25 protein-coding genes are annotated in these 26,369 nt (G+C 61.3%); 7 read left to right on the forward strand and 18 right to left on the reverse strand.

Annotated features, from left to right (window positions below):
• Positions 1-178: OprD family outer membrane porin (locus AC09SL_RS19615; protein WP_479571957.1), on the forward strand; the 178-nt coding region annotated here is incomplete at its 5' end.
• A gap of 202 nt (positions 179-380) precedes the next feature.
• Here the strand turns inward: AC09SL_RS19615 and pcaC are convergent.
• The 11 genes from pcaC to pcaR all read right to left on the reverse strand — a co-directional run bounded on the left by pcaC (position 381) and on the right by pcaR (position 11,484).
• On the reverse strand, positions 381-773 hold the full coding sequence (gene pcaC, locus AC09SL_RS19620; RefSeq protein ID WP_014336968.1) for a 4-carboxymuconolactone decarboxylase: 393 nt from the start codon (positions 771-773) through the stop codon (positions 381-383).
• A 10-nt stretch (positions 774-783) separates the two neighbouring features.
• Positions 784-1,584 (reverse strand): 3-oxoadipate enol-lactonase, encoded by an 801-nt coding sequence (gene pcaD / locus AC09SL_RS19625; RefSeq protein WP_058545699.1) that lies wholly within the window; start codon positions 1,582-1,584, stop codon positions 784-786.
• Between the two features lie 12 nt (positions 1,585-1,596).
• Positions 1,597-2,961, reverse strand: coding sequence for a 3-carboxy-cis,cis-muconate cycloisomerase (locus AC09SL_RS19630; protein WP_058545700.1), 1,365 nt, complete (start codon positions 2,959-2,961; stop codon positions 1,597-1,599).
• Positions 2,962-3,215: 254 nt separating this feature from the next.
• Positions 3,216-4,511 carry an MFS family transporter gene (locus tag AC09SL_RS19635; RefSeq protein WP_058545701.1) on the reverse strand — a complete coding sequence of 432 codons (1,296 nt, stop codon included), beginning with the start codon at positions 4,509-4,511 and terminating at the stop codon, positions 3,216-3,218.
• A gap of 246 nt (positions 4,512-4,757) precedes the next feature.
• Positions 4,758-5,324, reverse strand: coding sequence for a protocatechuate 3,4-dioxygenase subunit alpha (gene pcaG, locus AC09SL_RS19640; protein WP_058545702.1), 567 nt, complete (start codon positions 5,322-5,324; stop codon positions 4,758-4,760).
• Between the two features lies 1 nt (position 5,325).
• Positions 5,326-6,030, reverse strand: a complete 705-nt coding sequence (pcaH, locus tag AC09SL_RS19645) for a protocatechuate 3,4-dioxygenase subunit beta (RefSeq protein ID WP_058545703.1) — start codon at positions 6,028-6,030, stop codon at positions 5,326-5,328.
• Between the two features lie 37 nt (positions 6,031-6,067).
• Positions 6,068-7,273: a 3-oxoadipyl-CoA thiolase gene (pcaF, locus tag AC09SL_RS19650; protein ID WP_175360357.1), complete on the reverse strand. Its 1,206-nt coding sequence runs from the start codon at positions 7,271-7,273 to the stop codon at positions 6,068-6,070.
• Positions 7,270-8,049 (reverse strand): CoA-transferase subunit beta, encoded by a 780-nt coding sequence (locus tag AC09SL_RS19655; RefSeq protein ID WP_053178376.1) that lies wholly within the window; start codon positions 8,047-8,049, stop codon positions 7,270-7,272. Before AC09SL_RS19655 ends, pcaF begins: the two co-directional genes overlap by 4 nt.
• The gene (locus AC09SL_RS19660; protein WP_003198638.1) at positions 8,046-8,906 is read right to left on the reverse strand and encodes a CoA transferase subunit A; all 861 of its coding nucleotides are present in this window, start codon (positions 8,904-8,906) and stop codon (positions 8,046-8,048) included. The genes AC09SL_RS19655 and AC09SL_RS19660 overlap by 4 nt, the downstream gene beginning before the upstream one ends.
• A 248-nt stretch (positions 8,907-9,154) precedes the next feature.
• Positions 9,155-10,501: a 4-hydroxybenzoate transporter PcaK gene (gene pcaK, locus AC09SL_RS19665; RefSeq protein WP_058545705.1), complete on the reverse strand. Its 1,347-nt coding sequence runs from the start codon at positions 10,499-10,501 to the stop codon at positions 9,155-9,157.
• 140 nt (positions 10,502-10,641) lie between these two features.
• Positions 10,642-11,484 (reverse strand): pca regulon transcriptional regulator PcaR, encoded by an 843-nt coding sequence (gene pcaR / locus AC09SL_RS19670; protein WP_014336961.1) that lies wholly within the window; start codon positions 11,482-11,484, stop codon positions 10,642-10,644.
• Positions 11,485-12,061: 577 nt separating this feature from the next.
• On the opposite strand from pcaR, the gene AC09SL_RS19675 reads away from it, so the two are divergent.
• A complete protein-coding gene (locus tag AC09SL_RS19675) occupies positions 12,062-12,262 on the forward strand; it encodes a hypothetical protein (protein WP_003198635.1) in 201 nt (66 codons plus the stop codon).
• 362 nt (positions 12,263-12,624) lie between these two features.
• Positions 12,625-14,100 (forward strand): inorganic phosphate transporter, encoded by a 1,476-nt coding sequence (locus AC09SL_RS19680; protein WP_058545706.1) that lies wholly within the window; start codon positions 12,625-12,627, stop codon positions 14,098-14,100.
• A gap of 161 nt (positions 14,101-14,261) precedes the next feature.
• Here the strand turns inward: AC09SL_RS19680 and ccoM are convergent, their stop codons facing one another.
• The 3 genes from ccoM to AC09SL_RS19695 form a co-directional block, all read right to left on the reverse strand.
• A complete protein-coding gene (gene ccoM / locus AC09SL_RS19685) occupies positions 14,262-14,378 on the reverse strand; it encodes a cytochrome c oxidase subunit CcoM (protein ID WP_058545707.1) in 117 nt (38 codons plus the stop codon).
• 145 nt (positions 14,379-14,523) lie between these two features.
• Positions 14,524-14,685 carry a hypothetical protein gene (locus tag AC09SL_RS19690; protein ID WP_165826045.1) on the reverse strand — a complete coding sequence of 54 codons (162 nt, stop codon included), beginning with the start codon at positions 14,683-14,685 and terminating at the stop codon, positions 14,524-14,526.
• Between the two features lie 94 nt (positions 14,686-14,779).
• Positions 14,780-15,121 carry a hypothetical protein gene (locus AC09SL_RS19695; protein ID WP_058545708.1) on the reverse strand — a complete coding sequence of 114 codons (342 nt, stop codon included), beginning with the start codon at positions 15,119-15,121 and terminating at the stop codon, positions 14,780-14,782.
• Between the two features lie 228 nt (positions 15,122-15,349).
• On the opposite strand from AC09SL_RS19695, the gene rapA reads away from it, so the two are divergent.
• Entirely contained in the window at positions 15,350-18,196 is a 2,847-nt protein-coding gene (gene rapA / locus AC09SL_RS19700) for an RNA polymerase-associated protein RapA (RefSeq protein WP_058545709.1), read from the forward strand.
• Positions 18,197-18,293: 97 nt separating this feature from the next.
• Here rapA and AC09SL_RS19705 read toward each other — a convergent pair whose 3' ends face one another.
• From AC09SL_RS19705 to AC09SL_RS19720, 4 genes are all read right to left on the reverse strand, one after another.
• Entirely contained in the window at positions 18,294-19,136 is an 843-nt protein-coding gene (locus AC09SL_RS19705) for a cache domain-containing protein (protein WP_058545710.1), read from the reverse strand.
• Between the two features lie 188 nt (positions 19,137-19,324).
• Entirely contained in the window at positions 19,325-20,197 is an 873-nt protein-coding gene (locus AC09SL_RS19710) for a hypothetical protein (RefSeq protein WP_058545711.1), read from the reverse strand.
• 266 nt (positions 20,198-20,463) lie between these two features.
• Positions 20,464-21,456, reverse strand: a complete 993-nt coding sequence (locus AC09SL_RS19715; RefSeq protein WP_058545712.1) for an NAD-dependent epimerase/dehydratase family protein — start codon at positions 21,454-21,456, stop codon at positions 20,464-20,466.
• Between the two features lie 85 nt (positions 21,457-21,541).
• Positions 21,542-22,441 carry a LysR family transcriptional regulator ArgP gene (locus AC09SL_RS19720; RefSeq protein ID WP_058545713.1) on the reverse strand — a complete coding sequence of 300 codons (900 nt, stop codon included), beginning with the start codon at positions 22,439-22,441 and terminating at the stop codon, positions 21,542-21,544.
• A 97-nt stretch (positions 22,442-22,538) separates the two neighbouring features.
• On the opposite strand from AC09SL_RS19720, the gene AC09SL_RS19725 reads away from it, so the two are divergent.
• The 3 genes from AC09SL_RS19725 to AC09SL_RS19735 all read left to right on the forward strand — a co-directional run bounded on the left by AC09SL_RS19725 (position 22,539) and on the right by AC09SL_RS19735 (position 26,258).
• On the forward strand, positions 22,539-23,141 hold the full coding sequence (locus AC09SL_RS19725; protein WP_058545714.1) for a LysE/ArgO family amino acid transporter: 603 nt from the start codon (positions 22,539-22,541) through the stop codon (positions 23,139-23,141).
• A 175-nt stretch (positions 23,142-23,316) separates the two neighbouring features.
• Positions 23,317-23,913, forward strand: coding sequence for a superoxide dismutase (locus tag AC09SL_RS19730; protein WP_058545715.1), 597 nt, complete (start codon positions 23,317-23,319; stop codon positions 23,911-23,913).
• A gap of 293 nt (positions 23,914-24,206) precedes the next feature.
• Positions 24,207-26,258 (forward strand): putative bifunctional diguanylate cyclase/phosphodiesterase, encoded by a 2,052-nt coding sequence (locus tag AC09SL_RS19735; protein ID WP_058545716.1) that lies wholly within the window; start codon positions 24,207-24,209, stop codon positions 26,256-26,258.
• Positions 26,259-26,369: the final 111 nt, after the last annotated feature.

Below are 26,369 nucleotides of genomic sequence, written 5' to 3' on the forward strand. Positions count from 1 at the left end.
TACGGTTGATGACGGCAAGGAATGGGGCCGCGAAAGTGAGCTGGCCTATACCGTGCAGAGCGGTGCGCTGAAGAGCCTCAATGTGAAATGGCGCAACTCGACGATGCGTCGGGATTACAGCACCAATGAGTTCGATGAGAACCGGTTGATCGTCAGCTATCCGATCAGCCTGCTGTAAAAATCAACATGGAGGGAGGCTGTACCACCGTCATCGCGAGCAGGCTCGCTCCCACAGGAGGGTCAGTGCCGAGCACAAAATCTGTGCTCACTGAAGATCCAGTGTGGGAGCAAAGCTTGCTCGCGATAGCGGTGGGTCAGTGGCATTTCTGAGCAAGCTTTGCTCCCACAGGATTGACTCCCACAGGGATTGGCGGTGGTTCTCAAGCCCGCGATTCGACGCCCAATTCATCCCAGACGGATTCGGCCAGGTGGAAGGTGGCGTTGGCCGCCGGGATGCCGCAGTAGATGGCGCTCTGCATGATCACTTCCTTGATCTCGCTGCGGCTCACGCCGTTGTTGGCGGCGGCACGCAGGTGCAGCTTGAGTTCTTCGTTGCGGTTCATGCCGATCAGCATGGCAATGGTAATCAGGCTGCGGGTATGGCGCGGCAGGCCCGGGCGGGTCCAGATGTCACCCCAGGCGTGGCGGGTGATCATCTCCTGGAACTCGCTGTTGAACTCGGTCAGGGCATTGAGGCTGCGATCGACGTGGGCATCGCCCAGCACCGCGCGGCGCACTTGCATGCCTTCGTCGTAACGTTGTTTCTCGTCCACAAAAAACTCCTCAGGCACGGCCAGAATCAAGCAGGAAATCCAGTACCCGCGCGCTGAACGCGGCGCCGGCCTGGACGTTGGACAGGTGCGCGGCGTAGAAATCGGCGTACTCGGCCCCAGCGACCCGCTCTTGGATAAAGTGCCCACCGGACGGCGGCGTCACAGCATCCTCGGTGCCGGCGATCACCAGCAGCGGTACGCGAATCGACGACAATTGCTCGCGGAAATCGGCATCACGCACCGCCGCACAGTTGGCGGCATAACCCTGAGGCGACGTGGCGGCGAGCATGTCGGTGATTTTTTTTGCCGTCGCAGGCTGGGCCTCGGCAAAGTCGGGGGTAAACCAACGGGCAATCGAGGCATCACGCAACGCCACCATCGCCGCCTTGCCGTCACGCAGCACGGTTTCGATGCGCGGGTTCCACACCGACGGGTCGCCGATCTTGGCGGCGGTGTTGCACACCACCAGTTTGTGCAGGCGCTCGCCGGCATTGATTCCCAGCCACTGGCCGATCAACCCGCCCATGGACAAGCCACAGAAATGCACCTTGTCCAGGTTCAACTGATCCAGCATCGCCAATACATCGCGGCCCAGTTGTTCGATGCTGTACGGCCCTTCGGTGACCAGCGACTGGCCATGGCCGCGCGTGTCGAAGCGCAACACGCGAAAGTGTTCGCTGAAGGCCGCGACCTGTGCGTCCCACATGTGCAGGTCGGTGCCCAGGGAGTTGGAGAGCACCAACACCGGGGCGTCTTGCGGCCCATCAAAACGATAGTTCAGATCGCCTTCGGCGAGTTTGACGAATCCCACAACAATCTCCTTTCAGGCGTTCAAGGCAAGGTGTTCGGCCACGGCCCGGGCGACCCAGGTCTGGGCTTGTCCGAGGTAGTGCGCCGGGTCGAGCAGATGATCAAGCTCGGTCGCGGATAGCTGCGCGGTGACTTGGGGTTCGTCCCCCAACACATCCCGCAAATGCCGTTGCTCGGCCACCGCGCGCTTGCAGCATTGCTCCAGCAGATGGTGCGCCGTGTCGCGCCCGACACGCTGGGCCAGGACGATGCTCACCGCTTCGGCCAGCACCAGCCCCTGGGTCAGTTCCAGGTTGCGGGCCATGCGCGCCGCGTCCACTTCCAGGCCTTCGGCCAGCAGCCGCGCCTGTTGCAAGGCACCCGATACCAGGCAGCAGATCTCCGGCAGGGTCTCCCATTCGGCGTGCCACAGGCCCAGGCTGCGCTCATGTTCCTGGGGCATGGCGCTGAACAGCGTCGACAACAAGCCAGGCACTCGCGTCGCCGCGCCGATCAGCACCGCCGCGCCCACCGGGTTGCGCTTGTGCGGCATGGTCGACGAACCGCCCTTGCCCGGTGCCGACGGCTCGAACGCTTCGCCGGCCTCGGTCTGCATCAACAGGCTGATGTCGCGGCCCAGCTTGCCGAGGCTGCCGGCGATCAAACCCAGCACCGCACCGAACTCCACCAAGCGATCGCGCTGGGTGTGCCACGGCTGTTCCGGCAGGTTCAGTTGCAGCTCGGCGGCCAGGGCTTCGGCGACCGGCAGCGCCTGATCGCCCAAGGCGGCGAGCGTCCCGGAGGCGCCGCCGAATTGCAGCACCAGCAAGCGGGGCTTGAGTTCCCGCAAGCGTTGGCGACTGCGGGTGATCGCCCCCAGCCAACCGGCGATTTTCATGCCCAGGGTCACCGGCGTGGCGTGCTGCAGCCAGGTGCGTCCGGCCAAAGGCGTGGCTGCGTAGCGTTCGGCTTGTCGGGCCAGGGTGCCGGCCAGTTGCGCCAGCTCCGCCTCGATCAAGCCCAATGCCTGGCGCAGTTGCAGCACCAGCCCGCTGTCCATCACGTCCTGGCTGGTTGCCCCCAGGTGCACATAGCGCTCAGCCTCGGCGCGCTCGGTGGCGATGCGCTTGCCCAGTGCCTTGACCAACGGGATCGCCGAATTACCGGCACTGGCAATCGCTTCGCTCAACGCGGAAAAATCGTACAGCTGGGCGCGGCAAGCGTTCTCGATCGACGCCACCACGTCCTGGGGGATCACCCCTACCCGCGCCTCGGCCCGGGCCAGCGCGGCCTCGACATCCAGCATGGCCTGGACCCGCCCTGCATCGCAGAACACCTCGCGCATGTCGCGGGCCGTGAAGTAGGCATCGAACAGCTGATTGCCCGGTCGTTCGCTCATAAACAATCCTTCGGAAAATGGATACCTTTGTGGCCAGTGCTTGCTCCTGCTGGCTTTTACCCCCGCAGGAGCTGTGTAGGAGCTGTGTAGGAGCTGTGTAGGAGCTGTCGAGTGCAACGAGGCTGCGATCTTTCCCCAGACACTTGAGTCTCAAGCGAAAGATCAAAAGATCAAAAGATCAAAAGATCGCAGGCTCCGCCAGCTCCTACAGGGCCCGGCGGTGCAATCGCTGGCCACAATGAATCAAACAAGCCTTAAAGGTCGTGGTGCAAATACGCCGGCTGCTTGGGCAGGCGCAGGCTGAACAGGAACGCCACCACCATCATCACCGTGACATACCAGTAAAAGGTGTTCTCCATACCCTGGGCCTTCAGGCTCAAGGCAACGTACTCGGCCGAGCCGCCAAAAATCGCATTGGCCACCGCGTAAGCCAACCCTACTCCCAGTGCCCGCACTTCAGGTGGAAACATTTCCGCTTTCACCAGGCCGCTGATGGAGGTATAGAAACTGACGATCGCCAGCGCCAACGTAATCAGGACAAACGCCAGGAACGGGCTGCTGATGCTTTTGAGGGTCAACAGGATCGGCACCGTGCACAACGCCCCCAGGCCACCGAACCAGAGCATGGAATTACGCCGGCCAATCTTGTCCGCCAGCATGCCGAACAGCGGCTGCATGCACATATAGAGGAACAGCGCGCCGGTCATGATGTAGCTGGCGGTCTTGGCGTGCAGACCGGCAGTGTTCACCAGGTATTTCTGCATGTAGGTGGTGAAGGTGTAGAAAATCAGCGAACCACCGGCGGTGTAGCCCAGCACGGTGATGAACGCGGCCTTGTGATTGCGAAACAGCGCCGCGATGCTGCCGGCGTCCTTGTTCTCGCGCATTTCCTTGCTGCTGGTTTCCTTCAGGGAGCGCCGCAGGAGCAGGGAAATCAACGCCGCCACCGCACCCACCACGAAAGGAATCCGCCAGCCGTAGGCGCGCAGTTCGTCTTCGTTGAGGAACTGTTGCAGTATTACCACCAGCGACACCGCCAGCAGTTGCCCACCGATCAGCGTCACGTACTGGAACGAAGCGAAGAAGCCGCGTTGGCCCTTCAAGGCGACTTCGCTCATGTAGGTGGCGGTGGTGCCGTATTCGCCACCCACCGACAGGCCCTGCAACAAGCGCGCGAGCAACAGCAACAGCGGCGCCCAGACGCCGATGTCCTTGTAGGTGGGCAGGCAGGCGATGAGCAACGAGCCGAAGCACATCATCAGCACCGAGATCATCATCGAATTCTTGCGCCCGTGACGGTCCGCCACCCGGCCGAAAATCCAGCCGCCGATGGGCCGCATCAGGAACCCGGCGGCGAACACACCCGCGGTGTTGACCAGTTGCACCGTGGGGTTGTCCGACGGGAAGAACGCCGGCGCAAAATAAATCGCGCAGAACGCATAGACGTAGAAGTCGAACCATTCGACCAGATTGCCGGATGAGGCACCGACGATGGCGAAGATACGCTTGCTGCGTTCTTCACCGGTGTAGTGACTGATTGGGATGGTCATGGGTTACTCACTTGTTGGGGACTGAACAACTCTAGACACACTTTGTAACACCCACGTTCCACAATATTGCATTGCCTGGACTGACGCTTTCGCGGGCAAGCCTTGCTCCCGTAGGAGCTGCCGAGCGAAGCGAGGCTGCGATCTTGCCCCAGACACTTGAGTTTCAAGTGAAAGATCAAAAGATCGCAGGCTTCGCCAGCTCCTACAAAGCCAGCGGGAGCAAGCTCCCTCGCCACAGGGTTTCACTCAATAATCGAAGAACACCGTCTCGGCATCCGTGCCCTGCAAGACCACGTTCCACTGATACACACCCGACGCATCGGGCTTGCTTACGATCGTGGCGCGACGCTCCTCAGGTACGCAGGCCAGCAGCGGGTCGGTTTCGTTGGCCTGTTCGCCGTCGAAGTAGATGCGCGTCAGCAAATGCTTGACCAGCCCGCGGGCAAACACCAGTACCACCAAGTGCGGTGCCTGGGTCGTCCCCTTCAACCCTGGCACAGTGCCCGGCTTGATAGTGGTGAATCGGAAGCGCCCTTCGGCATCCACCGGCACCCGGCCGAAGCCTTCGAAATGCGGGTCCAGGGGTTTGTCCTGGTCGTCTTCCGGGTGAGCGTATTTACCGGCGGCGTTGGCCTGCCAGACTTCCAGCATCGCGTCGTTGACGAACTGGCCATTGCCGTCGACTACCTGCCCGGTAATCGCCACGCGCTGGCCGAGGGTTTCGGTGACGGTCAGGTCTTCGCGGTTCAGCCAGGTCAGGCCGATGTGGTAGTAAGGGCCAACGGTGTGGGACGTGGTGGCGGTGAGCGTCATCTTATTTCTCCATCGGCGTGGCATCGCGGCCGCGCAAGACGATGTCCCAGCGGTAACCGAGGGCGTAGTGAGGGACGGTTTTTTCCAGGTCGAAACGAGCGATCAGACGTTCCTTGGCGCGGGTGTCCGGCACGCAGTTGTAGATCGGGTCGTATTCCAGCAACGGATCGCCAGGAAAATACATCTGCGTCACCAGGCGCGTCAGAATGCTCGGCCCGAACAGTGAGAAATGGATGTGCGCCGGGCGCCAGGCGTTGTGGTGATTACCCCACGGATAGGCGCCAGGCTTGATGGTCTGGAACTGATACCAGCCGTCGGCGTCGGTGACGGTGCGCCCGGTGCCGGTGAAGTTCGGGTCCAGCGGCGCGTCGTGGTTGTCGCGGTCATGGTTGTAGCGACCGGCGGCGTTGGCCTGCCAGATCTCCACCAGGATGCCCGGCACCGGCTGGCCATGCTCGTCCAGCACGCGCCCGTGAATGATGATCCGTTCCCCCAGCGGCTCGCCGGCATGCTGGGCGGTCAGGTCGTGGTCCTTCTCTTGCACACGGTCGGCACCGACAGTCGGGCCGGTAATTTCCGACAGCGAATGCGGTAGAAACACCAACGGCTTGGACGGCGAGCGCAGGTTGGTGGACTGGTACGGCGGGTGCAGATACTCCGGCTGGGTGCCCGCTTGGGGGCGACGATAACCAGGCTTGTCAGTCATGCAGCGTTCCTCGGTTTCTTATTAGTAGAACGACGCGTCAGACGCGTTCGATCGCCAGCGCCAGCCCTTGGCCGACGCCGACGCACATGGTCGCCAGGCCTTTTTTGCCGCCGGTCTTTTCCAGGTGGTGCAACGCCGTCAGCACCAGACGCGCCCCGCTCATGCCCAGGGGATGACCGAGGGCGATGGCACCGCCGTTCGGGTTGACCTGGGGCGCATCGTCCGCCAGACCGAGGTCGCGCAACACCGCCAGGCCCTGGCTGGCAAACGCTTCATTGAGTTCGATCACATCGAAATCCGCGACCGCCAGGCCCAGGCGTTCAGTGAGCTTGCGCACCGCTGGCACCGGGCCGACGCCCATCACCCGCGGTGCCACGCCGGCACTGGCCATGCCCAGCACTTTGCCGCGGGGTGTCAGGCCATGTTTCTTCACGGCTTCGGCCGACGCCAGGATCAACGCCGCCGCGCCATCGTTGACACCCGAGGCGTTGCCGGCAGTAACGGTCTTGTCCGGGCCGTTGACCGGTTTGAGTTTGCTCAAGGTTTCCAGCGTGGTGTCGGCGCGCGGATGTTCGTCCTGCTCGACCACGGTTTCGCCTTTTTTATGGGTGATGCGCACCGGCACGATTTCTTCGGCGAAAAAACCTGCCGCCTGGGCCGCTGCCGTGCGCTGTTGGCTGCGCAAGGCGAAAGCGTCCTGGTCGGCGCGGGACACGGCGTAGTCATCAGCCACGTTATCAGCGGTCTGCGGCATCGCGTCCACACCGTACTGGGCTTTCATCAACGGGTTGATGAAACGCCAGCCGATGGTGGTGTCTTCCAGCTTCATGTTGCGGGAGAACGCGGTGTCGGCCTTGCCCATCACGAACGGCGCACGGGACATCGATTCCACCCCACCGGCAATCGCCAGTTCCATTTCGCCGCTGGCGATCGCGCGGAACGCCGTGCCGATGGCGTCCATGCCCGAGGCGCAAAGGCGGTTGAGGGTCACGCCGGGAATGCTTTCCGGCAGGCCCGCCAGCAGCAGCGCCATGCGCGCCACATTGCGGTTGTCTTCGCCGGCCTGGTTGGCGCAGCCGAGGAACACCTCATCCACGGCATTCCAATCCACCGAGGGGTTGCGCTCCATCAGCGCCTTGATCGGCACGGCCGCCAAGTCATCGGCACGCACGGCGGACAAACCGCCGCCAAACCGACCGATAGGGGTTCGAATCGCATCACAGATATAAACGTCGCGCATCAGGCTTCTCCCGGTGCTTGGCCGTGGGCCGCCGCGGTACGAGCTTCCAGGTCACGCAGTGCGCGCAGCTCCACCTCGGTCGGCTCGGCGGTGGTTTGCACCTGGTCGGCGAAACGGATCGCCCACCCGGTGGCCGCAATGACTTGCTCACGGGTCACGCCGGGGTGCAACGCAGTAACCACGAACTCATGGGTGCCGGCTTCCGGTTCCATGATGCACAGGTCGGTGATGATGCCCACGGGACCGGCGCCCGGCAGGCCCAGGCGCTTGCGCGAATCGCCACCTTCACCGTGGCCGACCGAAGTGATGAAATCCAGCTTGTCGACAAACGAGCGAGCCGACTGCTTGAGGATGATCAACACGCTCTTGGCCGAGCCGGCGATTTCCGGCGCGCCACCGGCACCCGGCAGGCGGACTTTCGGCTGATGGTAGTCGCCCACCACCGTGGTGTTGATGTTGCCGAAACGGTCGACCTGGGCTGCGCCGAGGAAACCGACGTCGATGCGTCCGCCCTGCAGCCAGTAGCGAAAAATCTCACCGGTCGGTACGACAGTATCGGCGGTTTCCGCCAGTTCACCATCGCCGATGGACAGCGGCAGTACGCTGGGCTTGGCACCGATCGGGCCGGATTCGTAGATCAGCACCACGTCTGGCGACGAAGTCAGCCGCGCCAGGTTGGCCGCTTTCGACGGCAGGCCAATGCCGACGAAGCACACGGCATTGTTTTTCAAGCGACGCGCCGCGGCGACGGTCATCATTTCGTTGGTGGAGTAGGTCATGGTTTCACCTGCGAAGCGGCTGCCAGTCTGGCCTGGAATTCACTGAAGTCTTTAGTGCCATGGATGTATTCGTTGATCCATGCGGTAAAGGTCTCACGGTCCCGGGCGATCGGATCCCACGCCTGGTAGAAACGGTTGTCACGCTCGGTGTAGCCGTGGGCGTAGGACGGATGGGCGCCACCCGGTACCAGGCACACGGCGCTCAATGCCCAGGTCGGCAACACGCAGGCGTTCATCGGTGCGTTCAGGTCGTCAACGATTTCTTCCACAGTGACGATGCAACGCTTGGCGGCCAGGGCCGCTTCTTTCTGCACACCGAGGATGCCCCACAGCAGCACATTGCCCTTGCGGTCGGCTTTCTGGGCGTGGATCACCGTGATGTCCGGGCGCACCGAAGGTACCGCGGCCAATACTTCACCGGTGAAGGGACAGGTCACGCTCTTGATCAGCGGGTTGACCTTCGGCAGGTCGGAACCGGCGTAGGCCCGCAGCACCGCGAACGGCAGGCCGGAGGCGCCAGCGACGTAGGCGTTGGCCAGGTCGGCGTGGCTGTGTTCTTCGATCTCCAGCGGGTGCGGCCATTGTTTCTCCACGGCATCGCGCAAGCGGTGCAACGATCCTACGCCAGGGTTACCACCCCAGGAGAAAATCAACTTGCGAGCACAACCGGCGCCGATCAACTGGTCATAGATCAGGTCAGGTGTCATGCGCACCAGGGTCAGATCTTTCTTTCCCTGACGAATGATTTCATGACCCGCCGCCGTAGGAATCAGGTGAGTGAAGCCTTCGAGCGCGACGGTATCGCCGTCGTTGACGAATTGCTTCACCGCGTCGTGCAGCGAAAGGATTTCAGCCATGGGGCAGGCTCCCGTTTTCCAGTAGACCGACATGAAGAAAAAGGCGCGAGGTTAAGCGCCGGAGTGACTGAAGATTAAGCCTGGGGGAAAAGCCAAACAATCCGATAATCGACTGAGTGTTCGTTTATCGAACAGATTGTTGTTTGGCTATCGATTTATTCAAGTACACAGAGACCCTATGGGAGAGGCCCCTGTGGGAGCCGGGCTTGCCCTCAGATCTGTCTTCCCACAAGGGTTATGCCGTGGGCTCAGGTCGCATCCGCATGGCTGACCATGCCCTTGATCACCACCGCCGTGGTCGCCAGGGCTGCCGGGATCACCAGGGCGGTCAGGACCTGTTCGAAGTTCCAGCCCAGGCCCAACAGGGTCGCGCCCATCCAGGCGCCGAGGATCGCGCCGAAGCGACCAATGCCCAGCATCCACGAGACACCGGTGGCCCGGCCCTGGGTCGGATAGAAACGCGCGGCCAGGGAAGGCATCGCCGATTGCGCGCCGTTGACACACATGCCCGCCACCAGCACCAGGGTGGCAAGCAAAGTGATGTTGCCCAGGCTCTGCCCCACCGCGTAGGCAAACAACCCGGCCATCAGGTAGAAAAGGCCGATGACCTTGTGCGGATTGAACCGGTCCATCGCCCAACCCACCCCAACAGCGCTCAACACGCCGCCGAACTGGAACAACGCACCGATAAACGCTGCCCGTTCCATGCTCGCGCCGCTGTCGCGCATCAGGGTCGGCAGCCAACTGGTCAGCAGGTAGACGATCACCAGGCCCATGAAATAGGTCAGCCACAGCAGCAAGGTGCCTGTGCTGTAGGTGCCGGAGAAAATCACCGCCAGCACGTTCCGGGCTTTCACGGTTTTCTGTTCCGGCACACTGAAGCTCGCCGCTTGGGCAACCGCGTTCGGTTCGATCGGCGCCAAGGTCTTGCGCACCTTGTCGGTGCCACGGTTGCGTACCACCAGGTAACGCGCCGACTCCGGCAGCCAGAACAGCAATACCACCGCCAGGATCAACGGCAGGATCCCACCAATCAGCAGCAGGCTGTGCCAGCCGAACGCCGGTATCAGCTTGGCGGAGATGAACCCGCCGCCAGCCATGCCCAGGTTGAAGCCGCAGAACATACTGGTTACCAGCAGGGATTTCTTGCGCTCCGGGGTGTATTCCGAGAGCAAGGTGGTGGCGTTTGGCATCCCGGCGCCCAAACCCAGGCCGGTCAGGAAACGCAATACCAACAACTGATCGACGTTGGTGCTGTAGGCCGACGCCAGGCTGAACGCGCCGAACAGCAGGACCGCGCCCACCAGTACGACTTTTCGCCCGAAGCGGTCAGCCAGCGGCCCTGAGCCCAGTGCGCCGAATACCATGCCGATCAGCGCGGCACTCATCACCGGGCCAAGGCTGGCGCGATCGATGCCCCAGTCCTGGGACAGCGCCGGGGCAATGAAGCCCATGGCCGCCGTATCGAGGCCGTCGAGGAAAACGATCAGGAAACAGAGAATTACCACCCGCCACTGATAGCGCGAAATGGGTTGGGCGTTGATGAAGGACTGCACATCGAGGCAGTTGCCGACGGAGGTCTGGGGCTGGTTCATTTTATTTTTATTCCAAGCGATAAACGCAGGCAAACGATCAGGGACCGGCGAAACACGCCGGATGACGCTGCGCGACATTAATGAGGGCAGGCAAATACCGTCAATTCATCGCCGTCGACTGTGTGCGTTTATCGAACAGCTTAAGTGAACAACTGCGCGCTCAGGTCGCGACTGGCCCCCAGCAGGCCTGGCAGGAAGCGCTGTTCCAGCTCATTGCGGCTGACTCGCCCGGCATGGGTACTGACGTTGAGCGCGGCCACCACCTGGCCGGAAGCGTCGTACACCGGCACGGCAATCGACCGCAGGCCCTGTTCCAGTTCCTGGTCGACGATGCACCAGCCTTGCTGCCGCACCTGCTCCAGGCATTCAAGCAATGCCTCGGGGGTGTGCAAGGTGCGGCTGGTCTTGGCTTGCAGGTCGGCGTGGTCAAGGTAGTCGCGCAACGAAGCATCATCCAGGGCCGCCAGGAGAATCCTGCCCATCGAGGTGCAATACGCCGGCAGGCGCCCGCCGACCGACAGATCGACCGAAATCAGGCGCTGGGTGGTGGCTGACCGGGCGATATAGAGGATGTCGTCGCCTTCGAGCGTCGCCATGTTGCAGGCTTCGTGCAATTGTTCGCTCATGCGGTCCAGGTACGGCTGGGCAGAAACGGCCAGGGGCGTCGAGGACAGATAGGCGTGACCCAGGGTCAGTACTTTGGGCAGCAGCGAATAGGTGCGTCCGTCCGTGGTGGCGTAGCCAAGCTTGATCAAGGTATGCAGGCAACGTCTGACGGCGGCGCGAGGGATTTCCGTGCGATGGCTGATCTGCGCGATGGTCAGGTGCCGCTTGCGCTCCTGGAAAGCCTGGACCACGGCCAATCCGCGGGCCAGGGAGGTCATGAAATCAGGATCGCCGGTCAGGGCCTGGATCCGCTTGGCCGGCGAAGCGACGATCGGTGGCGCGACTGAAGTGAAGGCATTGCGCAATTGGTCGTTCATGTCTGGTCCTTCCCCGGGAATGACGGCTATTACAAGCGGCTGTCCGACGACAGACAAGGGTCGGACCGTCAACAGCGTTCGATTATCGAACCAGCAACCGATAATCGCAATCCTGCCGGGCAGCATGAATTTACTCACCATCGAACGTTCGATAACAAGTTGAACGTGAGTGACAAGCAATTTGAGGTGAAGGTGTGGGCGATATTGAACTTGTCGCCTTGAACGGTATCAGGATATCGGCACTATCAAACCTCTTCTGAAACCTGCTTGACACAAGTTTGCACATATAAACATCAATTCACACAACAACAGGCCCTTTAAGTTTTTCCCGATAGTGTTATTCCGCAGGACCGCTATAATGCAATTCAGCGACGGTACGGCCAATCGTCCGCTCCCGTACGCAGGCACCTTGGTTAACACCGTGGCGCCCGAAGCACCTTTAAGGTCGCTTCCCCTGTATTGGCAACAACACGAAGCCCTGATGCTACGTCAGCTGTCAGCTCTGGTGCCGTGGCCGTCTGCATGTCTGCATGCAGTGCGTATCACCAGATTCAATTTCAATCAATTAGGTAAAACTGTGACGAAAGACGAACTGCGCGCGGAACTTGAGCGCCAGGAACAACGTTACAAGGAAGTTTACGGCGGGGAAATCACCACCTACGCCGCGCAACCGGAACCGGAACGCAAACCCTGGCGTAAGCGCGCCACCGTTCAGGATCAGGCCTTCACCCAGGAACTCCAGAAAATGGAAAAAGAACTCAAAGCCGAAGAGCAGTGACGCTCTGGGCCTGATGTTCTTGTGAAGAGGTCCCCGGCCGCCACCCAGGCCGGAAACCGCAGCGCACGCCCGCCATGAGCGGGCCGCCATCCGCACACCTCCGACAGTCGAGGAGGGTCATGGCGACCTTCTTTTCAGATATTTCATACAACCGCTCAAGGCGCCTTACAGCGGCGGCGACCCTGTGCGGTACGCTTTGCGCCAATGAATCAAGGGGTTACGTACCCCGCGAAAAACCTCGCGCCAAAGGCCTTCCTACAAATTATTTCGTTGAAGAATGTTACCGATGAGCAGGCAATGCATCGATTGCCAAGGTTTTCTGGCATAATCGCGCCCCCTTATGACCGGGTCAGAAAACCTTCATGATCGATTTATTCAGCGGACTGGATGCTTGGGTGCTTGTGAGCCTCTTGCTCGCCCTGGCTTTTGTCCTCGCCTTCGAGTTCATCAACGGCTTTCATGACACCGCTAACGCGGTTGCCACTGTTATCTACACCAAAGCCATGCCGCCTCATCTGGCGGTGTTCTTTTCCGGGGTGTTCAATTTCCTCGGCGTGCTACTGGGCGGTGTGGGGGTGGCGTATGCCATCGTTCACCTGCTGCCCGTGGAGCTGCTGATCAATGTGAATACCGGACACGGGCTGGCCATGGTGTTTTCGCTGCTCGCAGCGGCCATTACCTGGAACCTGGGCACGTGGTACTTCGGTATCCCGGCATCCAGCTCCCACACATTGATCGGCTCGATCCTCGGCGTAGGCCTGGCCAACGCGTTGATCAACGATATCCCGCTGGCCGACGGCGTGAACTGGCAGAAGGCGATCGATATCGGCGCCTCCCTGGTGTTCTCGCCCATGGCCGGTTTCCTGATCGCCGCCCTGCTGCTGATCGGTTTGAAATGGTGGCGTCCGCTGTCGAAGATGCACAAGACACCGGAACAGCGCCGCAAGATCGACGACAAGAAGCATCCGCCGTTCTGGAATCGCCTGGTACTGGTGATCTCGGCCATGGCTGTCAGCTTTGTCCATGGTTCCAACGATGGTCAGAAAGGTATCGGCCTGATCATGCTGGTGCTGATCGGTATCGTGCCGGCGCAGTTCGTACTCGACCTGGGCAGCACCACCTATCAGATCGAACGGACCCGTGACGCGACCCTGCACCTGAGCCAGTTCTATCAACGCAACAACGAGTCCCTGGGTGAATACCTGGCGCTGGGCAAAAGCGTGAAGGGCGATCTGCCGGAGAAATTCCGCTGCAACCCGCAGCAGACCGAGCCGACCATCAATGCCCTGCTCGACACGCTCAAAGGCGTGGCGGACTACCATTCGTTGCCGTCGGAACGACGCATCGAGGTTCGTCGCTACCTGCTCTGCCTGGACGACACGGCGAAGAAAGTTGGCAAGTTGCCGGGCCTGGCAGCCCGTGAGAAAGACGACCTGAACAAGCTGCGCAAGGACCTGACCGCCACCACCGAGTACGCCCCGTTCTGGGTGATCCTGGCGGTCGCCCTGGCGCTGGGCCTGGGTACCATGGTCGGCTGGAAGCGTGTGGTACTGACCATCGGCGAGAAGATCGGCAAGCAAGGCATGACCTATGCCCAGGGCATGTCGGCGCAGATCACCACTGCGTGCATGATCGGCATGGCGAACATCTTCAGCCTGCCGGTTTCCACCACCCACGTACTGTCCTCGGGCGTGGCTGGCACCATGGTCGCTAACAAGAGCGGCCTGCAAGGTGGCACCGTGCGCAATATCCTGCTGGCCTGGGTGTTGACCCTGCCGGCAACGGTGGCGCTGTCGGCCGGGCTGTTCTGGCTGGCGTCCAAGGCCCTGGGCAGTTGATACCAACGGCTTAGAAAAAAGGTGCGATCCTTGCGGTTCGCACCTTTTTTTATGCCAACACTGAACAACTTGTGGGAGCGCTGCCTCAGAAACGCGCGCAAAAAAAAAGGGCGACCGAAGTCGCCCAAAATGCCTTGCGTGCTCGTTGTAGCCAGAAAGACCTACGGTTTTTTCCGCTTATGTGCGTCTTTCCAGATGAAGAATCCAAAGCCTGCGAAAAATACGACCATGAGGCCAACCGTCAGCACTCCGGCAAACACCACATTATCGAAAAACATGACTGGCCTCCTGGTCTTGCCCCTGTTGCGATGGGTTCAAGTTAACCAATCAGGCCTGGATGAAAATTGACCGGGGTCAATAACGCCCGCAACGGGGCGCAAAGGTGGGGAAATAACTGATCTGCATCAATGGATCGAGGGGGGCTTAGCGCTTTTTCGGTTTGTTTTTCGGCTTTTTCTTGGTTTTTCCCAACGGCATGGCCTGCTCGAAAGCCTGGCGGACTTCATTGAGGCGTTTTTCGTTGAGGTCGTGAACGCGCTTGGCGCGCTCGGCACTGAGGTCGATCAGCTTGTCGTCTTGGCTCATGGCGTGTGGGCATCGTGCAGTGAATTGCGGATGCGCCCATGATGCGGGCTGTTCGCGGCGTTGACCAGCCTGCGTACGTCGGCAAACGCCTGAATCAGATCTGGATATCGACCCACAGACCCTGGCGCGACTCTTCGTCTATCAGCGGCGCCACCGGCACAGTATTGTCGGCATTGAGTTCGGTACCCGGCACGGCCAGGTGTTCTTCAGGGTCTTCATCGGCCTCGCGGCGGCGCCTGTCGCGTTCCTGCTGGCGACGCTGTTCCTCGCGCAACAGCAGCGCGGCCTCTTCCGGGTCGCGTTTTTGCAGGTCGATGGTGCTTTCGTTGGAGCTTTGCTGCACCGGGACCACGGGCGGTATGTCCGGTCGCTGGCGAACCGGATCCTGTTGAGCGGTGATGGGTACGGCGCTCAAAGGGAGCATGGGTGGCAACATAAAGATCTCCTGTCTTCAGGTTGTCGGCTGGGAAAATGGCAGCTTGAACCGCCGGTCCGAAACTTGTGACCCAGTTGGCATTGCAACAATCCCAGGGTCGAGCTTGTTTGATCGCTGGCCAAGCTTAAGTTCCCTGTCGTCGGTAACGAATCAGCGTACGTAAATCCTTTGGTCTGAAGGATCCTTCCGTTAAGATAACCGGCTTTTTCAAGGCGGGAGTCAGGCAGCATGGCGCAGCAGTATCAACCGGGGCAACGCTGGATCAGTGACAGCGAAGCCGAGCTGGGTTTAGGCACCGTTCTGGCACAGGACGGCCGCTTGTTGACCGTGCTCTATCCGGCCACTGGCGACACTCGCCAGTACGCGCTACGGAATGCGCCGCTCACTCGTGTACGGTTTTCGCCGGGCGATGTGATCACTCACTTCGAAGGCTGGAAAATGACCGTGCGCGAAGTCGATGACGTCGATGGGCTGCTGGTCTACCACGGCCTCAACGGGCAGAACGAAGTCGTCACCCTGCCCGAAACCCAACTGTCGAACTTTATCCAGTTCCGCCTGGCGAGCGACCGTCTGTTCGCCGGCCAGATCGACCCGCTGGCCTGGTTCTCCCTGCGCTACCACACCCTGGAACACACCAGCCGCCAGTTGCAGTCTTCGCTTTGGGGCCTGGGCGGCGTCCGTGCCCAGCCTATCGCCCACCAATTGCACATTGCCCGTGAAGTGGCCGACCGCATCGCGCCGCGGGTATTGCTGGCGGACGAAGTGGGCCTGGGCAAGACCATCGAAGCCGGCCTGGTCATCCACCGTCAACTGCTGTCCGGCCGCGCCAACCGCGTCCTGATCCTGGTGCCGGAAAACCTCCAGCACCAGTGGCTGGTGGAAATGCGTCGGCGCTTCAACCTGCAGGTCGCGCTGTTCGACGAAGAACGCTTCATTGAAAGCGATGCCAGCAACCCGTTTGAAGACACTCAACTGGCCCTGGTGGCGCTGGAGTGGCTGGTGGACGATGAGAAGGCCCAGGACGCGCTGTTCGCCGCTGGCTGGGACCTGATGGTGGTCGACGAGGCCCACCACCTGGTGTGGCACGAAGATCAGGTCAGCCCGCAATACGCCCTGGTCGAACAACTCGCCGAGACGATCCCGGGCGTGCTGCTGCTGACCGCGACCCCGGAACAACTGGGCCAGGACAGCCACTTCGCTCGCCTGCGCCTGTTGGACCCGAATCGCTTCCACGACCTCAAGGCCTTCCGCGCCGAGAGCGAAAACTATCGCCCGGTGGCCGAAGCCGTGCAGGAGCTGTTGGACAAAGGCCGTCTCTCGCCTGAAGCCCACAAGACCATCCAAGGCTTCCTGGGCAATGAAGGCGAAGCGCTGCTGACCGCGGTCAATGATGGCGATGTCGAAGCCAGTGCCCGTCTGGTACGCGAACTGCTGGACCGCCATGGCACTGGCCGCGTGCTGTTTCGCAACACCCGCGCCGCTGTGCAGGGCTTCCCCGAGCGCAAGCTGCATGCTTACCCGCTGCCGTGCCCGGACGAGTACCTCGAGCTGCCCTTGGGCGATCACCCCGAGCTGTACCCGGAAGTCAGCTTCCAGGCCCAGCCGGACGCCAGCGAAGAAGAACGCTGGTGGCGTTTCGACCCGCGGGTCGAGTGGCTGATCGACACCCTGAAGATGCTCAAGCGCACCAAAGTGCTGGTGATCTGTGCCCACGCCGAAACCGCCATGGACCTGGAAGACGCCCTGCGCGTGCGCTCCGGCATCCCGGCCACGGTGTTCCACGAAGGCATGAATATCCTGGAGCGCGACCGCGCGGCGGCCTATTTCGCCGACGAAGAGTTTGGTGCCCAGGTACTGATCTGTTCGGAAATCGGCAGCGAGGGTCGCAACTTCCAGTTCGCCCATCACCTGGTGCTGTTCGATCTGCCGGCACATCCGGACCTGCTCGAGCAACGTATCGGTCGTCTGGACCGGATCGGCCAGAAGCACACCATCGAGCTGCATGCACCGTATCTGGAAACCAGCCCGCAGGCGCGGCTGTTCCAGTGGTATCACGAAGCCTTGAATGCATTCCTCAATACCTGCCCGACCGGCAACGCCCTGCAACACCAGTTCGGCCCGCGCCTGCTGCCATTGCTGGAAGAAGCCGACGATGGCCAGTGGCAAGCGCTGATCGACGAGGCCCGCGCCGAACGCGAGCGACTGGAGGCCGAGCTGCACACCGGTCGCGACCGTTTGCTGGAGCTCAACTCCGGCGGCGCCGGTGAAGGCGATGCACTGGTGGAAGCCATTCTCGAACAAGACGATCAGTTTGCCCTGCCGATCTACATGGAAACCCTGTTCGACGCCTTTGGGATCGACAGCGAGGACCATTCGGAAAACGCGCTGATCCTCAAGCCGAGCGAAAAAATGCTCGACGCCAGCTTCCCGCTGGGCGACGACGAAGGCGTGACCATCACCTACGACCGCAACCAGGCGCTGTCGCGCGAAGACATGCAGTTCATCACCTGGGAGCACCCCATGGTGCAAGGCGGTATGGACCTGGTGCTGTCCGGCTCCATGGGCAACACCGCCGTGGCGCTGATCAAGAACAAGGCCCTCAAGCCCGGCACCGTGTTGCTGGAACTGCTCTACGTCAGCGAAGTGGTGGCCCCGCGCTCGCTGCAACTGGGCCGCTACCTGCCGCCGGCCGCCCTGCGCTGCCTGCTGGACGCCAACGGCAACGACCTGGCCGCCCGGGTCTCGTTCGAAACCTTGAACGACCAGCTCGAAAGCGTGCCCCGCGCCAGCGCCAACAAGTTCATCCAGGCCCAGCGCGACCAGCTCACGCCAAGGATCAATGCCGGCGAAGAAAAGATCGCCCCGCGGCACGCCGAACGCGTGGCCGAAGCCCAGCGGCGCCTGGCCGCCGATACCGACGAGGAACTGGCCCGCCTGACCGCCCTGCAAGCGGTCAACCCGACCGTGCGCGACAGCGAGCTGGTGGCCTTGCGCCAACAGCGCGAGCAAGGCCTGGCGATGCTTGAGAAGGCGGCGTTGCGTTTGGAGGCGATTCGGGTGTTGGTAGCGGGCTGAGTTTGGCGGGGGGTCCCGATATGGGTCCCCGCTGTGGTGGTTTTATCGGGTGTATATCCGTTGCTGCGGTAACGGATATACACCCCAAACGCCCCCCTCAAGGACTGTAATACCCCACCGCCACCAGAAAATGCCCAACCTTCTTCAGGTAAGCATGCTTGTCCTCGACCTTGCCAGTCACCGGGTTCTTCCAGCGATATTCATACTCCCCCACATCCTGCTTGCCGATCATGGCCAGAATCGGTTCCCCCACCGGCTTGCCATCGGGGTCCTTGACCTTGGCGAAATCGGTATTGATCAAGCGCAGGTTGGTGCCGTGGCCGACATACCGTCGGGTATCGAGGTCAACGACAAAGACATACAAGTCATCCTGCAAATACCCGCCCTTGAGGGAATTGATCGCCGTCAGCGTGGCTTTCTCGTTTTTCAGCAGGTCGCTGGAGGCCTTGTCCAGCAACGCCCTGGCCTGTTCGGCGGAGGCCCGTGGCAGGTAGTAGCCGACAGCCAGGATTCGCTCGCCGACGCGCTGGAAATACACATGCTTGCGCTCGACCTTGCCGTCCGCCCAGTTCTGCCAGCGGTATTCGGCCTGCTGGATGCCGCTGGCTTCGGGCGTTTTCAAGGCGTCCTTGAAGGCTTTGCGCAGGTCCGGGCCCAGCACTTCTGAAACATCCCGCCCGATCAGCGCCGAGGAAGGTCCGCCGCTGGCGAGCATCACACCCTGGGTATCCACCACGAATACGTAGCGATCCTTGTCGACGAATTCCCCCTGGCGACTGAAGGCGGCGAAGGCTTTGTCGCCGTTGTCGTGGTAATAGGCCAAGGCCTTTTCCAGCAGCGCACGGGCCGCCTGGCCGTCATCCGGTGTCGCGGCATGAACCGGTGCCAGCCCCAGCACAAGCATTGCGCCCAGCCAGACCATCCTGTGAAAAAAAACCATATGCGCGCGCCTCGTTCTTGTTGGTGTTTCAAGAGCGTAGACGGCGTGGGGTAAGTAGGAGCTGACGAGTGCAACGAGGCTGCGATCTTTTCCCAGACAATTGAGTCTTGAGCGAAAGATCAAAAGATCGCAGCCTTCGGCAGCTCCTACAGGGGTAGGCGCGGGCCGAACATCAGGTGCACTCAGGCTTATTGCCGAGCGCTAAGTTGCTGCTGCAAATGCTGGATCTGCGCCTGCAGGGTGTTGATGTTACGGGTGACCTGGCCGCGGAAGGCGTCGAACTCGGCAGTGCTGCCGCCCTTATCCTGCTGGCTCTTGAGTACGAGCACGTCCTGCTCCAGGCGATCGATGGCAGAATTGGAGGTGGCTCTTTTCAGGGCGGTGATGTCGGCACCGATGCTCTTGAGCTGGGCATCCAGGGCACCACCCTCGCCTTGGTTTTTCAGGGCGGTAACTTCAGCCGCCAGCGTCTTGACCTGGGCTTGGAGCTCCTTGTTGGAAGCTTGCAACTGAGTGTTGGTGTTCTGCTGTTCAGTGGCCTGGGCAATGAGCTGGGCCAGTTCCTTGTCCAGGTCGGCGGACGGACCGAACGTGGCTTGCTGCAGTCTGTATTGCTCCTGCAACTTGCTGTCGAATTGCTTGCCCTGATCCTGCAGCTTGCTTTCCAACTGCTTGAGCTGCAGCTTCAAGGCCTCACTGTCGCTCATCACATTGGACTGGCCAGCGACCACCTTGCCGGAAATGTCCTGCAAACGCCCCGCCGCATCCTCACTGATCCGCGCGAAGCTCTCCTGAGTCGCCACCAGTTGCTGCTCCATCAGGGAAATCTGCTGGAAGCTCCACCAGGCCAGGAAACCGAACGCACACAGCAGCGCGCCGACCAATGCCCACAGCGGCCCGGTGCTGGGCCCCTTGACCTTGGCCGCGGCAACGGGCACCGGGCGCGCTTGCACGTGAGGCTGGCGGTTGGGCAGGAAATCATCGTCATCGGGAATGTCGGCCCGCATCCGCAGGCTCGGTACATCATCGAAGTCGTCGTTGGCATCGTTACGCATGGGCATGGTTCAACCTTTGGGAAACCGGTGATGGCTTATTGCGGTGAGTATAACCCCCTCACCCGCCGCACCGATTGACCCCGAACCTGGCACTCGGTTCATGACGGGGCGATCAGCGGGCGTTCGGTGGCCTGTATGGCTAGTTCGTTAGTTCAAATTCGGATGCCAGAAATTCATAGCCAAGGCGCTGCGACGAGTCATAGCCCGCTATGGCGAGGAGCAGCAACGCAGGATATGGGTTTCTGGCGCCGAAGTTGAGCTAACAGAACCAGTCATACAGGCCACTGCCCCTTCCACCAGGCACAAAATTCATCGAGGGCGGCCCACAGGCTGACCTGCGGATCGTAATCGAGATAATGCCGGGCCCGGCTGATGTCCAAGGTGAAGTTTTTGTTCATGACCTGCATGCCCAGGCGCGACAGCGTCGGTTCGGGGCGCCCCGGCCACAATTTGCAGAAACCTTCGTTCAGCGCCGCGACACTGTAAGCCAAGCCGTAGGAACGATAACGCCGGACCTGTGGGACTTCCATCTGGCGCATCACATAATTGACCACATCCCACAGCGGAACCGGTGCCCCATTGCTGATGTTGTAGGCCTTGCCCAACGCTGAGTCGGTAGCCAGCAGGCTGCTGAGTAGCGCTTCGTTGAGGTTTTGCACGCTGGTGAAATCCACTTTGTTCAGCCCGTTGCCGACAATCGCCAGGCGCCCCTTGCGCTGCATTTTCAACAGGCGCGGAAAAATGCTCATGTCACCGGCGCCAGTCACGAAGCGCGGGCGCAGGGCCAGCACTTCGAGGCCGAACTCCTGGGCGCCGAAGACTTTCTGCTCAGCCAGGTATTTGGTGGCGGCGTAAGGGTGCTTGAAGCGCTTGGGCACTTGCTCTTCGGTCAACCCGAGGTGGTCACGACCGTCGAAATAGATGGACGGCGAGGACAGATGAACCAGGCGGCGAACCCTTTGCTTGAGGCAGGCCTCGACGACATTTTCCGTGACCTGGACATTGCCCTGGTGGAAATCCTGGTAGCGGCCCCAGAGCCCCACGGAGCCGGCGCAATGCACCACGGCCTCGACATCCAGGCACAAATCGCGGGCCAGCAACGGGTCGCTCAGATCCCCTTGGACAAACTGTGCACCGCGACGCACCAGGTGTTCCACACTCTCGGCCCGGCGACCATTGACCCGCACATCCAGGCCTTGCTCCAGGGCGAAACGCGCAAAGCGTCCGCCAATGAAGCCGCTCGCGCCGGTGACCAGAATTTTCATGAATACTCCTAAGAAATGCGGTTACGAGCCTCGCGCTACAACCTGCAAATTTATCTGTGCGCCGCTTTTACCTGCAGCTTGACGTCTACGGCGCCTCCCAAGGCACCAGCCACTGCCGGGAGGAGCGGATCAACTGCTCGGTCAACAAGCCGAGCAACTGCCCGCCATTGCGCCAATGATGCCAGTACAGCGGCACATCGATCGGTTTATCTGCCAGCAACTCCACCAGCACGCCTCGCTCCAGCTGTTCGCGCGCTTGCAGTTCCGGCACGAGCCCCCAGCCCAGTCCGATTTCAGCAAGACGTATGAAACCTTCGGACGAGGGGCACAGATGATGCTCGAAACCGCCCTCCACGCCCACGGACGCGAGGTAGCGATGCTGCAGGAAATCATCCGGGCCAAACACCAATGCCGGCGCACGGGCCAGTTGATCGGCCCGCACCCCGCCGGGGAAATGCCGGGCGATGAATGCCGGGCTGGCCAGCGCCCGGTAGCGCATCGCCCCCAGCAAAACACTACGGGCGCCCGCCACCGGACGTTCGCTGGCGCAGACACACGCCGCCACCTCACCGGCGCGCATGCGCTTGAGGCCAACGGTCTGGTCCTCCACCACTAGGTCAAGCAGCAGGTGATGCTCGGCGCAGAAATCGCCCACGGCCGCCGCCCACCAGGTTGCCAGGCTGTCGGCGTTCAAGGCGATGCGCAAACGCTCCGGCAGGCCCTCTTCATCCAGGGCCGGCACCAGGCTTTGCAGGTCGCGCTCAAGCAGGCGCACCTGTTGCACGTGATTGAGCAGCCGGCGGCCGATCTCCGTGGGTGCCGGCGGCGTGGCACGTACCAGCACGGGCTGGCCGACGCGCGCTTCCAGCAGTTTGATCCGTTGGGAAATGGCCGATTGCGACAAACCCAATACCTGGGCCGCGCGCTCGAAACCGGCCTGCTCGACGACGGCAGCCAGGGCGGAGAGCAATTTGTAGTCGAACATCAGTTTTCCTAATGAGCGATCAGCAGGATTTGTTTTTCTTATACAACTCTTCACAGGAGAATGGCCAGCATTCGTACACAAACCGGGGATCAAACCTATGTGGCAAAGTTATATGAACGGCCTGCTGGTGGCCCTCGGGCTGATCATGGCCATCGGCGCCCAGAACGCATTTGTGCTGGCCCAGAGCCTGCGCCGCGAACATCATCTACCCGTGGCGGCGCTGTGCGTCACGTTCGATGCGCTGCTGGTCGCCGCCGGGGTTTTCGGCTTGGCGACCTTGCTGGCCCAGAGTCCGTTGCTGCTGTCGATAGCCCGCTGGGGAGGCGCGGCGTTCCTGCTCTGGTACGCCAGCCTGGCCCTGCGCCGGGCCTGCTCGAAGCAAAGCCTGCAACAGGGCGAAAACCAGGCCGTGCGCTCGCTGCGGGCGGTGCTGCTCAGTGCGCTGGCGGTGACGCTGCTCAACCCCCACGTCTACCTCGACACCGTGCTGCTGATCGGTTCCCTCGGTGCCCAGCAGAGCGTGCCCGGCGCCTATGTCGTGGGCGCGGCCAGTGCCTCGCTGCTGTGGTTCTTCACCCTGGCCTTCGGCGCGGCGTGGCTGGCCCCCTGGTTGGCTCGGCCAAGCACCTGGCGGATTCTCGACCTGCTGGTGGCGGTGATGATGTTTACCGTGGCGGTGCAATTGATCGTCAACGGCTGATTATTCCAAACCGCTCTGGAACCTCTATTCCACACAGTTGTTGCGTGGTTATGCCGCACCCCCGGTGCTATGATCCGACTCCTGCGCCGCAAAGAGTACAAACTCCCCGGCGCTAGTCTGGCCGCCCGTGATCGGCCTTGCGCTCACCGCAACTGACCTGATTAGGAGAATCACCATGGCTTTCGAATTGCCGCCGCTGCCCTATCCACACGATGCACTGCAGCCGCACATCTCCAAAGAGACTCTGGAATACCACCACGACAAGCACCACAACACCTATGTCGTGAACCTGAACAACCTGGTGCCTGGCACCGAGTTCGAAGGTAAGACCCTGGAAGAAATCGTCAAGACTTCCTCGGGCGGTATCTTCAACAACGCCGCTCAGGTCTGGAACCACACTTTCTACTGGAACTGCCTGGCGCCAAACGCCGGCGGTCAACCAACCGGCGCACTGGCTGAAGCCATCGACAAGGCCTTCGGTTCGTTCGACAAGTTCAAGGAAGAATTCAGCAAGACGTCCATCGGCACCTTCGGTTCCGGCTGGGGCTGGCTGGTGAAAAAGGCTGACGGTTCCCTGGCCCTGGCCAGCACCATCGGCGCCGGCAACCCGCTGACCAGCGGCGACACTCCGCTGCTGACCTGCGACGTTTGGGAACACGCCTACTACATCGACTACCGCAACGTTCGTCCGAAATACGTCGAAGCGTTCTGGAACCTGGTCAACTGGAAATTCGTCGCCGAGCAGTTCGAAGGCAAAGCCTTCACCGCCTAAGCGCCGATGCCAGACAAGAGAACCCGGCATCGTGCCGGGTTTTTTTTGCCGGGCAAAAATGACCGCAGGCAAATACCCAGGGCCTGGAACCCAAGAAAAAATCCCTGGAGGCCTCAAGTTGCGGCCCCTTCCAACCGACACAATGGTCGTAGAGCAATCACTCTGGAAAAAACGTACATCGGTCAGGTTTCAAGCGAAAACCCTTGTGTTTGATTGTCCCTTTGACTGACATCACAGGATTGCCAATACTCATGGCAACTTGACGCTACCCGCACGGAACAAGGAACCACTCTTTGAAGCTGGAACTCAAGAACAGCTTGTCTGTGAAGTTGCTCCGGGTCGTGCTCCTCTCGGCATTGATCGTTGGCATGGTCTTGAGCTGCGCCCAGATCGTGTTCGATGCCTACAAAACCAACCAGGCCGTCGCCAGTGACGCCCAGCGGATCCTCGACATGTTCCGCGATCCTTCGACCCAGGCCGTCTACAGCCTGGACCGGGAGATGGGCATGCAGGTGATCGAGGGCCTGTTCCAGGACGAAGCCGTACGCATGGCTTCCATCGGCCATCCCCGCGAAACCATGCTCGCCGAAAAAACCCGGCCCTTGCAGCACTCCGAGAGCCGCTGGCTGACCGACCTGATCCTGGGCAAGGAGCGCACCTTCACCACACAACTGGTGGGACGCGGGCCCTACAGCGAATATTACGGCGACCTGAGCATTACCCTCGACACCGCCACCTACGGCGAGGGCTTCATCATCAGTTCGGTGATCATTTTCATTTCCGGGATGCTACGGGCCCTGGCCATGGGCCTGGTGTTGTACCTGGTCTATCACTGGCTGCTGACCAAACCGTTGTCGCGGATCATCGAGCACCTGACCGAAATCAACCCTGATCGCCCCAGCGCGCACAAGATCCCGCAGTTGCGCGGCCACGAGCAAAACGAGCTGGGCCTGTGGATCAATACGGCCAACCAACTGCTCGAATCCATCGAGCGCAACACGCACCTGCGCCACGAAGCGGAAAACAGCCTGTTGCGCATGGCCCAGTACGACTTCCTCACGGGCCTACCCAACCGCCAGCAGTTGCAACAGCAACTGGACAAGATCCTGGTAGATGCCGGGCGCCTGCAACGCCGGGTGGCGGTGTTGTGTGTGGGGCTGGATGATTTCAAGGGCATCAACGAACAGTTCAGCTATCAGACCGGCGACCAACTGCTGTTGGCCCTGGCCGATCGGCTGCGAGCCCACAGTGGTCGGCTCGGCGCACTGGCGCGGCTGGGGGGCGACCAGTTCGCCCTGGTCCAGGCCGACATCGAGCAGCCTTACGAGGCCGCTGAACTGGCCCAGAGCATCCTTGATGACCTGGAAGCACCATTCGTCATCGACGATCAGCAAATCCGCCTGCGGGCCACCATCGGCATCACTCTGTTCCCCGAAGACGGCGACAGCACCGAGAAACTGTTGCAGAAAGCCGAACAGACCATGACCCTGGCCAAGAGCCGCTCGCGCAATCGCTACCAGTTCTACATTGCCAGCGTCGACAGTGAGATGCGCCGCCGTCGCGAACTGGAGAAAGACCTGCGCGAGGCCCTGGCCCTCGAGCAGTTCAGCCTGGTGTACCAGCCGCAGATCAGCTACCGCGACCTACGGGTGGTGGGCACCGAAGCCCTGATCCGCTGGCACCATCCCGAGCACGGCCTGGTGCCGCCGGACTTGTTCATTCCCCTGGCCGAGCAGAACGGCACCATTATCGCCATCGGTGAATGGGTATTGGACCAGGCTTGCAGGCAGTTGCGCGAATGGCACGACCAGGGCTTCCTCGACCTGCGCATGGCGGTCAACCTGTCGACGGTGCAACTGCACCACGCCGAACTGCCGCGGGTGGTGAACAATCTCCTGCAGATGTACCGGCTGCCGCCGCGCAGCCTGGAGCTGGAGGTCACCGAGACCGGACTGATGGAAGACATCACCACCGCTGCCCAGCACTTGCTGAGCCTGCGCCGCTCCGGGGCGCTGATTGCCATCGATGACTTCGGGACCGGCTATTCGTCCCTGAGCTACCTCAAGAGCCTGCCGCTGGACAAGATCAAGATCGACAAGAGCTTCGTCCAGGACCTGCTCGACGACGAGGACGATGCAACCATCGTCCGGGCCATCATCCAGTTGGGCAAGAGCCTGGGGATGCAGGTCATTGCCGAGGGCGTCGAAACGGTCGAGCAGGAAGCCTACATCATCGCCGAAGGCTGCCACGAAGGTCAGGGCTATTACTACAGCAAACCGCTGCCGGCACGGGAACTGGGCGCTTATCTGAAGCAGGCCGAGCGTAGCAAGGTTTCCATCATCTGATTTCTCCCCCGGGCGCCAGGCCTTTGTAGGCGCTGGCGAAGCCTGCGATCTTTGGTTTGTTCGCTTGGGATTCAAGCGTCAGCGCATAGATCGCAGCCTCGCTTCGCTCGA

The sequence above is a fragment of the Pseudomonas sp. PF05 genome (assembly GCF_056521845.1).

What these genes read in the sequence shown, in the direction of transcription:
- AC09SL_RS19730 (WP_058545715.1), top strand. Translation starts at nt 23,317, where the DNA reads ATGGCTTTCGAATTGCCGCCGCTGCCCTATCCACACGATGCACTGCAG.
- AC09SL_RS19635 (WP_058545701.1), bottom strand. Translation starts at nt 4,511, where the DNA reads ATGACCATCCCAATCAGTCACTACACCGGTGAAGAACGCAGCAAGCGT.
- pcaG (WP_058545702.1), bottom strand. Translation starts at nt 5,324, where the DNA reads ATGACGCTCACCGCCACCACGTCCCACACCGTTGGCCCTTACTACCAC.
- AC09SL_RS19630 (WP_058545700.1), bottom strand. Translation starts at nt 2,961, where the DNA reads ATGAGCGAACGACCGGGCAATCAGCTGTTCGATGCCTACTTCACGGCC.
- AC09SL_RS19695 (WP_058545708.1), bottom strand. Translation starts at nt 15,121, where the DNA reads ATGTTGCCACCCATGCTCCCTTTGAGCGCCGTACCCATCACCGCTCAA.
- AC09SL_RS19655 (WP_053178376.1), bottom strand. Translation starts at nt 8,049, where the DNA reads ATGACCTACTCCACCAACGAAATGATGACCGTCGCCGCGGCGCGTCGC.
- ccoM (WP_058545707.1), bottom strand. Translation starts at nt 14,378, where the DNA reads ATGTTTTTCGATAATGTGGTGTTTGCCGGAGTGCTGACGGTTGGCCTC.
- pcaH (WP_058545703.1), bottom strand. Translation starts at nt 6,030, where the DNA reads ATGACTGACAAGCCTGGTTATCGTCGCCCCCAAGCGGGCACCCAGCCG.
- AC09SL_RS19715 (WP_058545712.1), bottom strand. Translation starts at nt 21,456, where the DNA reads ATGAAAATTCTGGTCACCGGCGCGAGCGGCTTCATTGGCGGACGCTTT.
- AC09SL_RS19690 (WP_165826045.1), bottom strand. Translation starts at nt 14,685, where the DNA reads ATGAGCCAAGACGACAAGCTGATCGACCTCAGTGCCGAGCGCGCCAAG.
- pcaK (WP_058545705.1), bottom strand. Translation starts at nt 10,501, where the DNA reads ATGAACCAGCCCCAGACCTCCGTCGGCAACTGCCTCGATGTGCAGTCC.
- AC09SL_RS19680 (WP_058545706.1), top strand. Translation starts at nt 12,625, where the DNA reads ATGATCGATTTATTCAGCGGACTGGATGCTTGGGTGCTTGTGAGCCTC.
- AC09SL_RS19705 (WP_058545710.1), bottom strand. Translation starts at nt 19,136, where the DNA reads ATGGTTTTTTTTCACAGGATGGTCTGGCTGGGCGCAATGCTTGTGCTG.
- AC09SL_RS19725 (WP_058545714.1), top strand. Translation starts at nt 22,539, where the DNA reads ATGTGGCAAAGTTATATGAACGGCCTGCTGGTGGCCCTCGGGCTGATC.
- pcaR (WP_014336961.1), bottom strand. Translation starts at nt 11,484, where the DNA reads ATGAACGACCAATTGCGCAATGCCTTCACTTCAGTCGCGCCACCGATC.
- AC09SL_RS19720 (WP_058545713.1), bottom strand. Translation starts at nt 22,441, where the DNA reads ATGTTCGACTACAAATTGCTCTCCGCCCTGGCTGCCGTCGTCGAGCAG.
- rapA (WP_058545709.1), top strand. Translation starts at nt 15,350, where the DNA reads ATGGCGCAGCAGTATCAACCGGGGCAACGCTGGATCAGTGACAGCGAA.
- AC09SL_RS19660 (WP_003198638.1), bottom strand. Translation starts at nt 8,906, where the DNA reads ATGGCTGAAATCCTTTCGCTGCACGACGCGGTGAAGCAATTCGTCAAC.
- AC09SL_RS19710 (WP_058545711.1), bottom strand. Translation starts at nt 20,197, where the DNA reads ATGCCCATGCGTAACGATGCCAACGACGACTTCGATGATGTACCGAGC.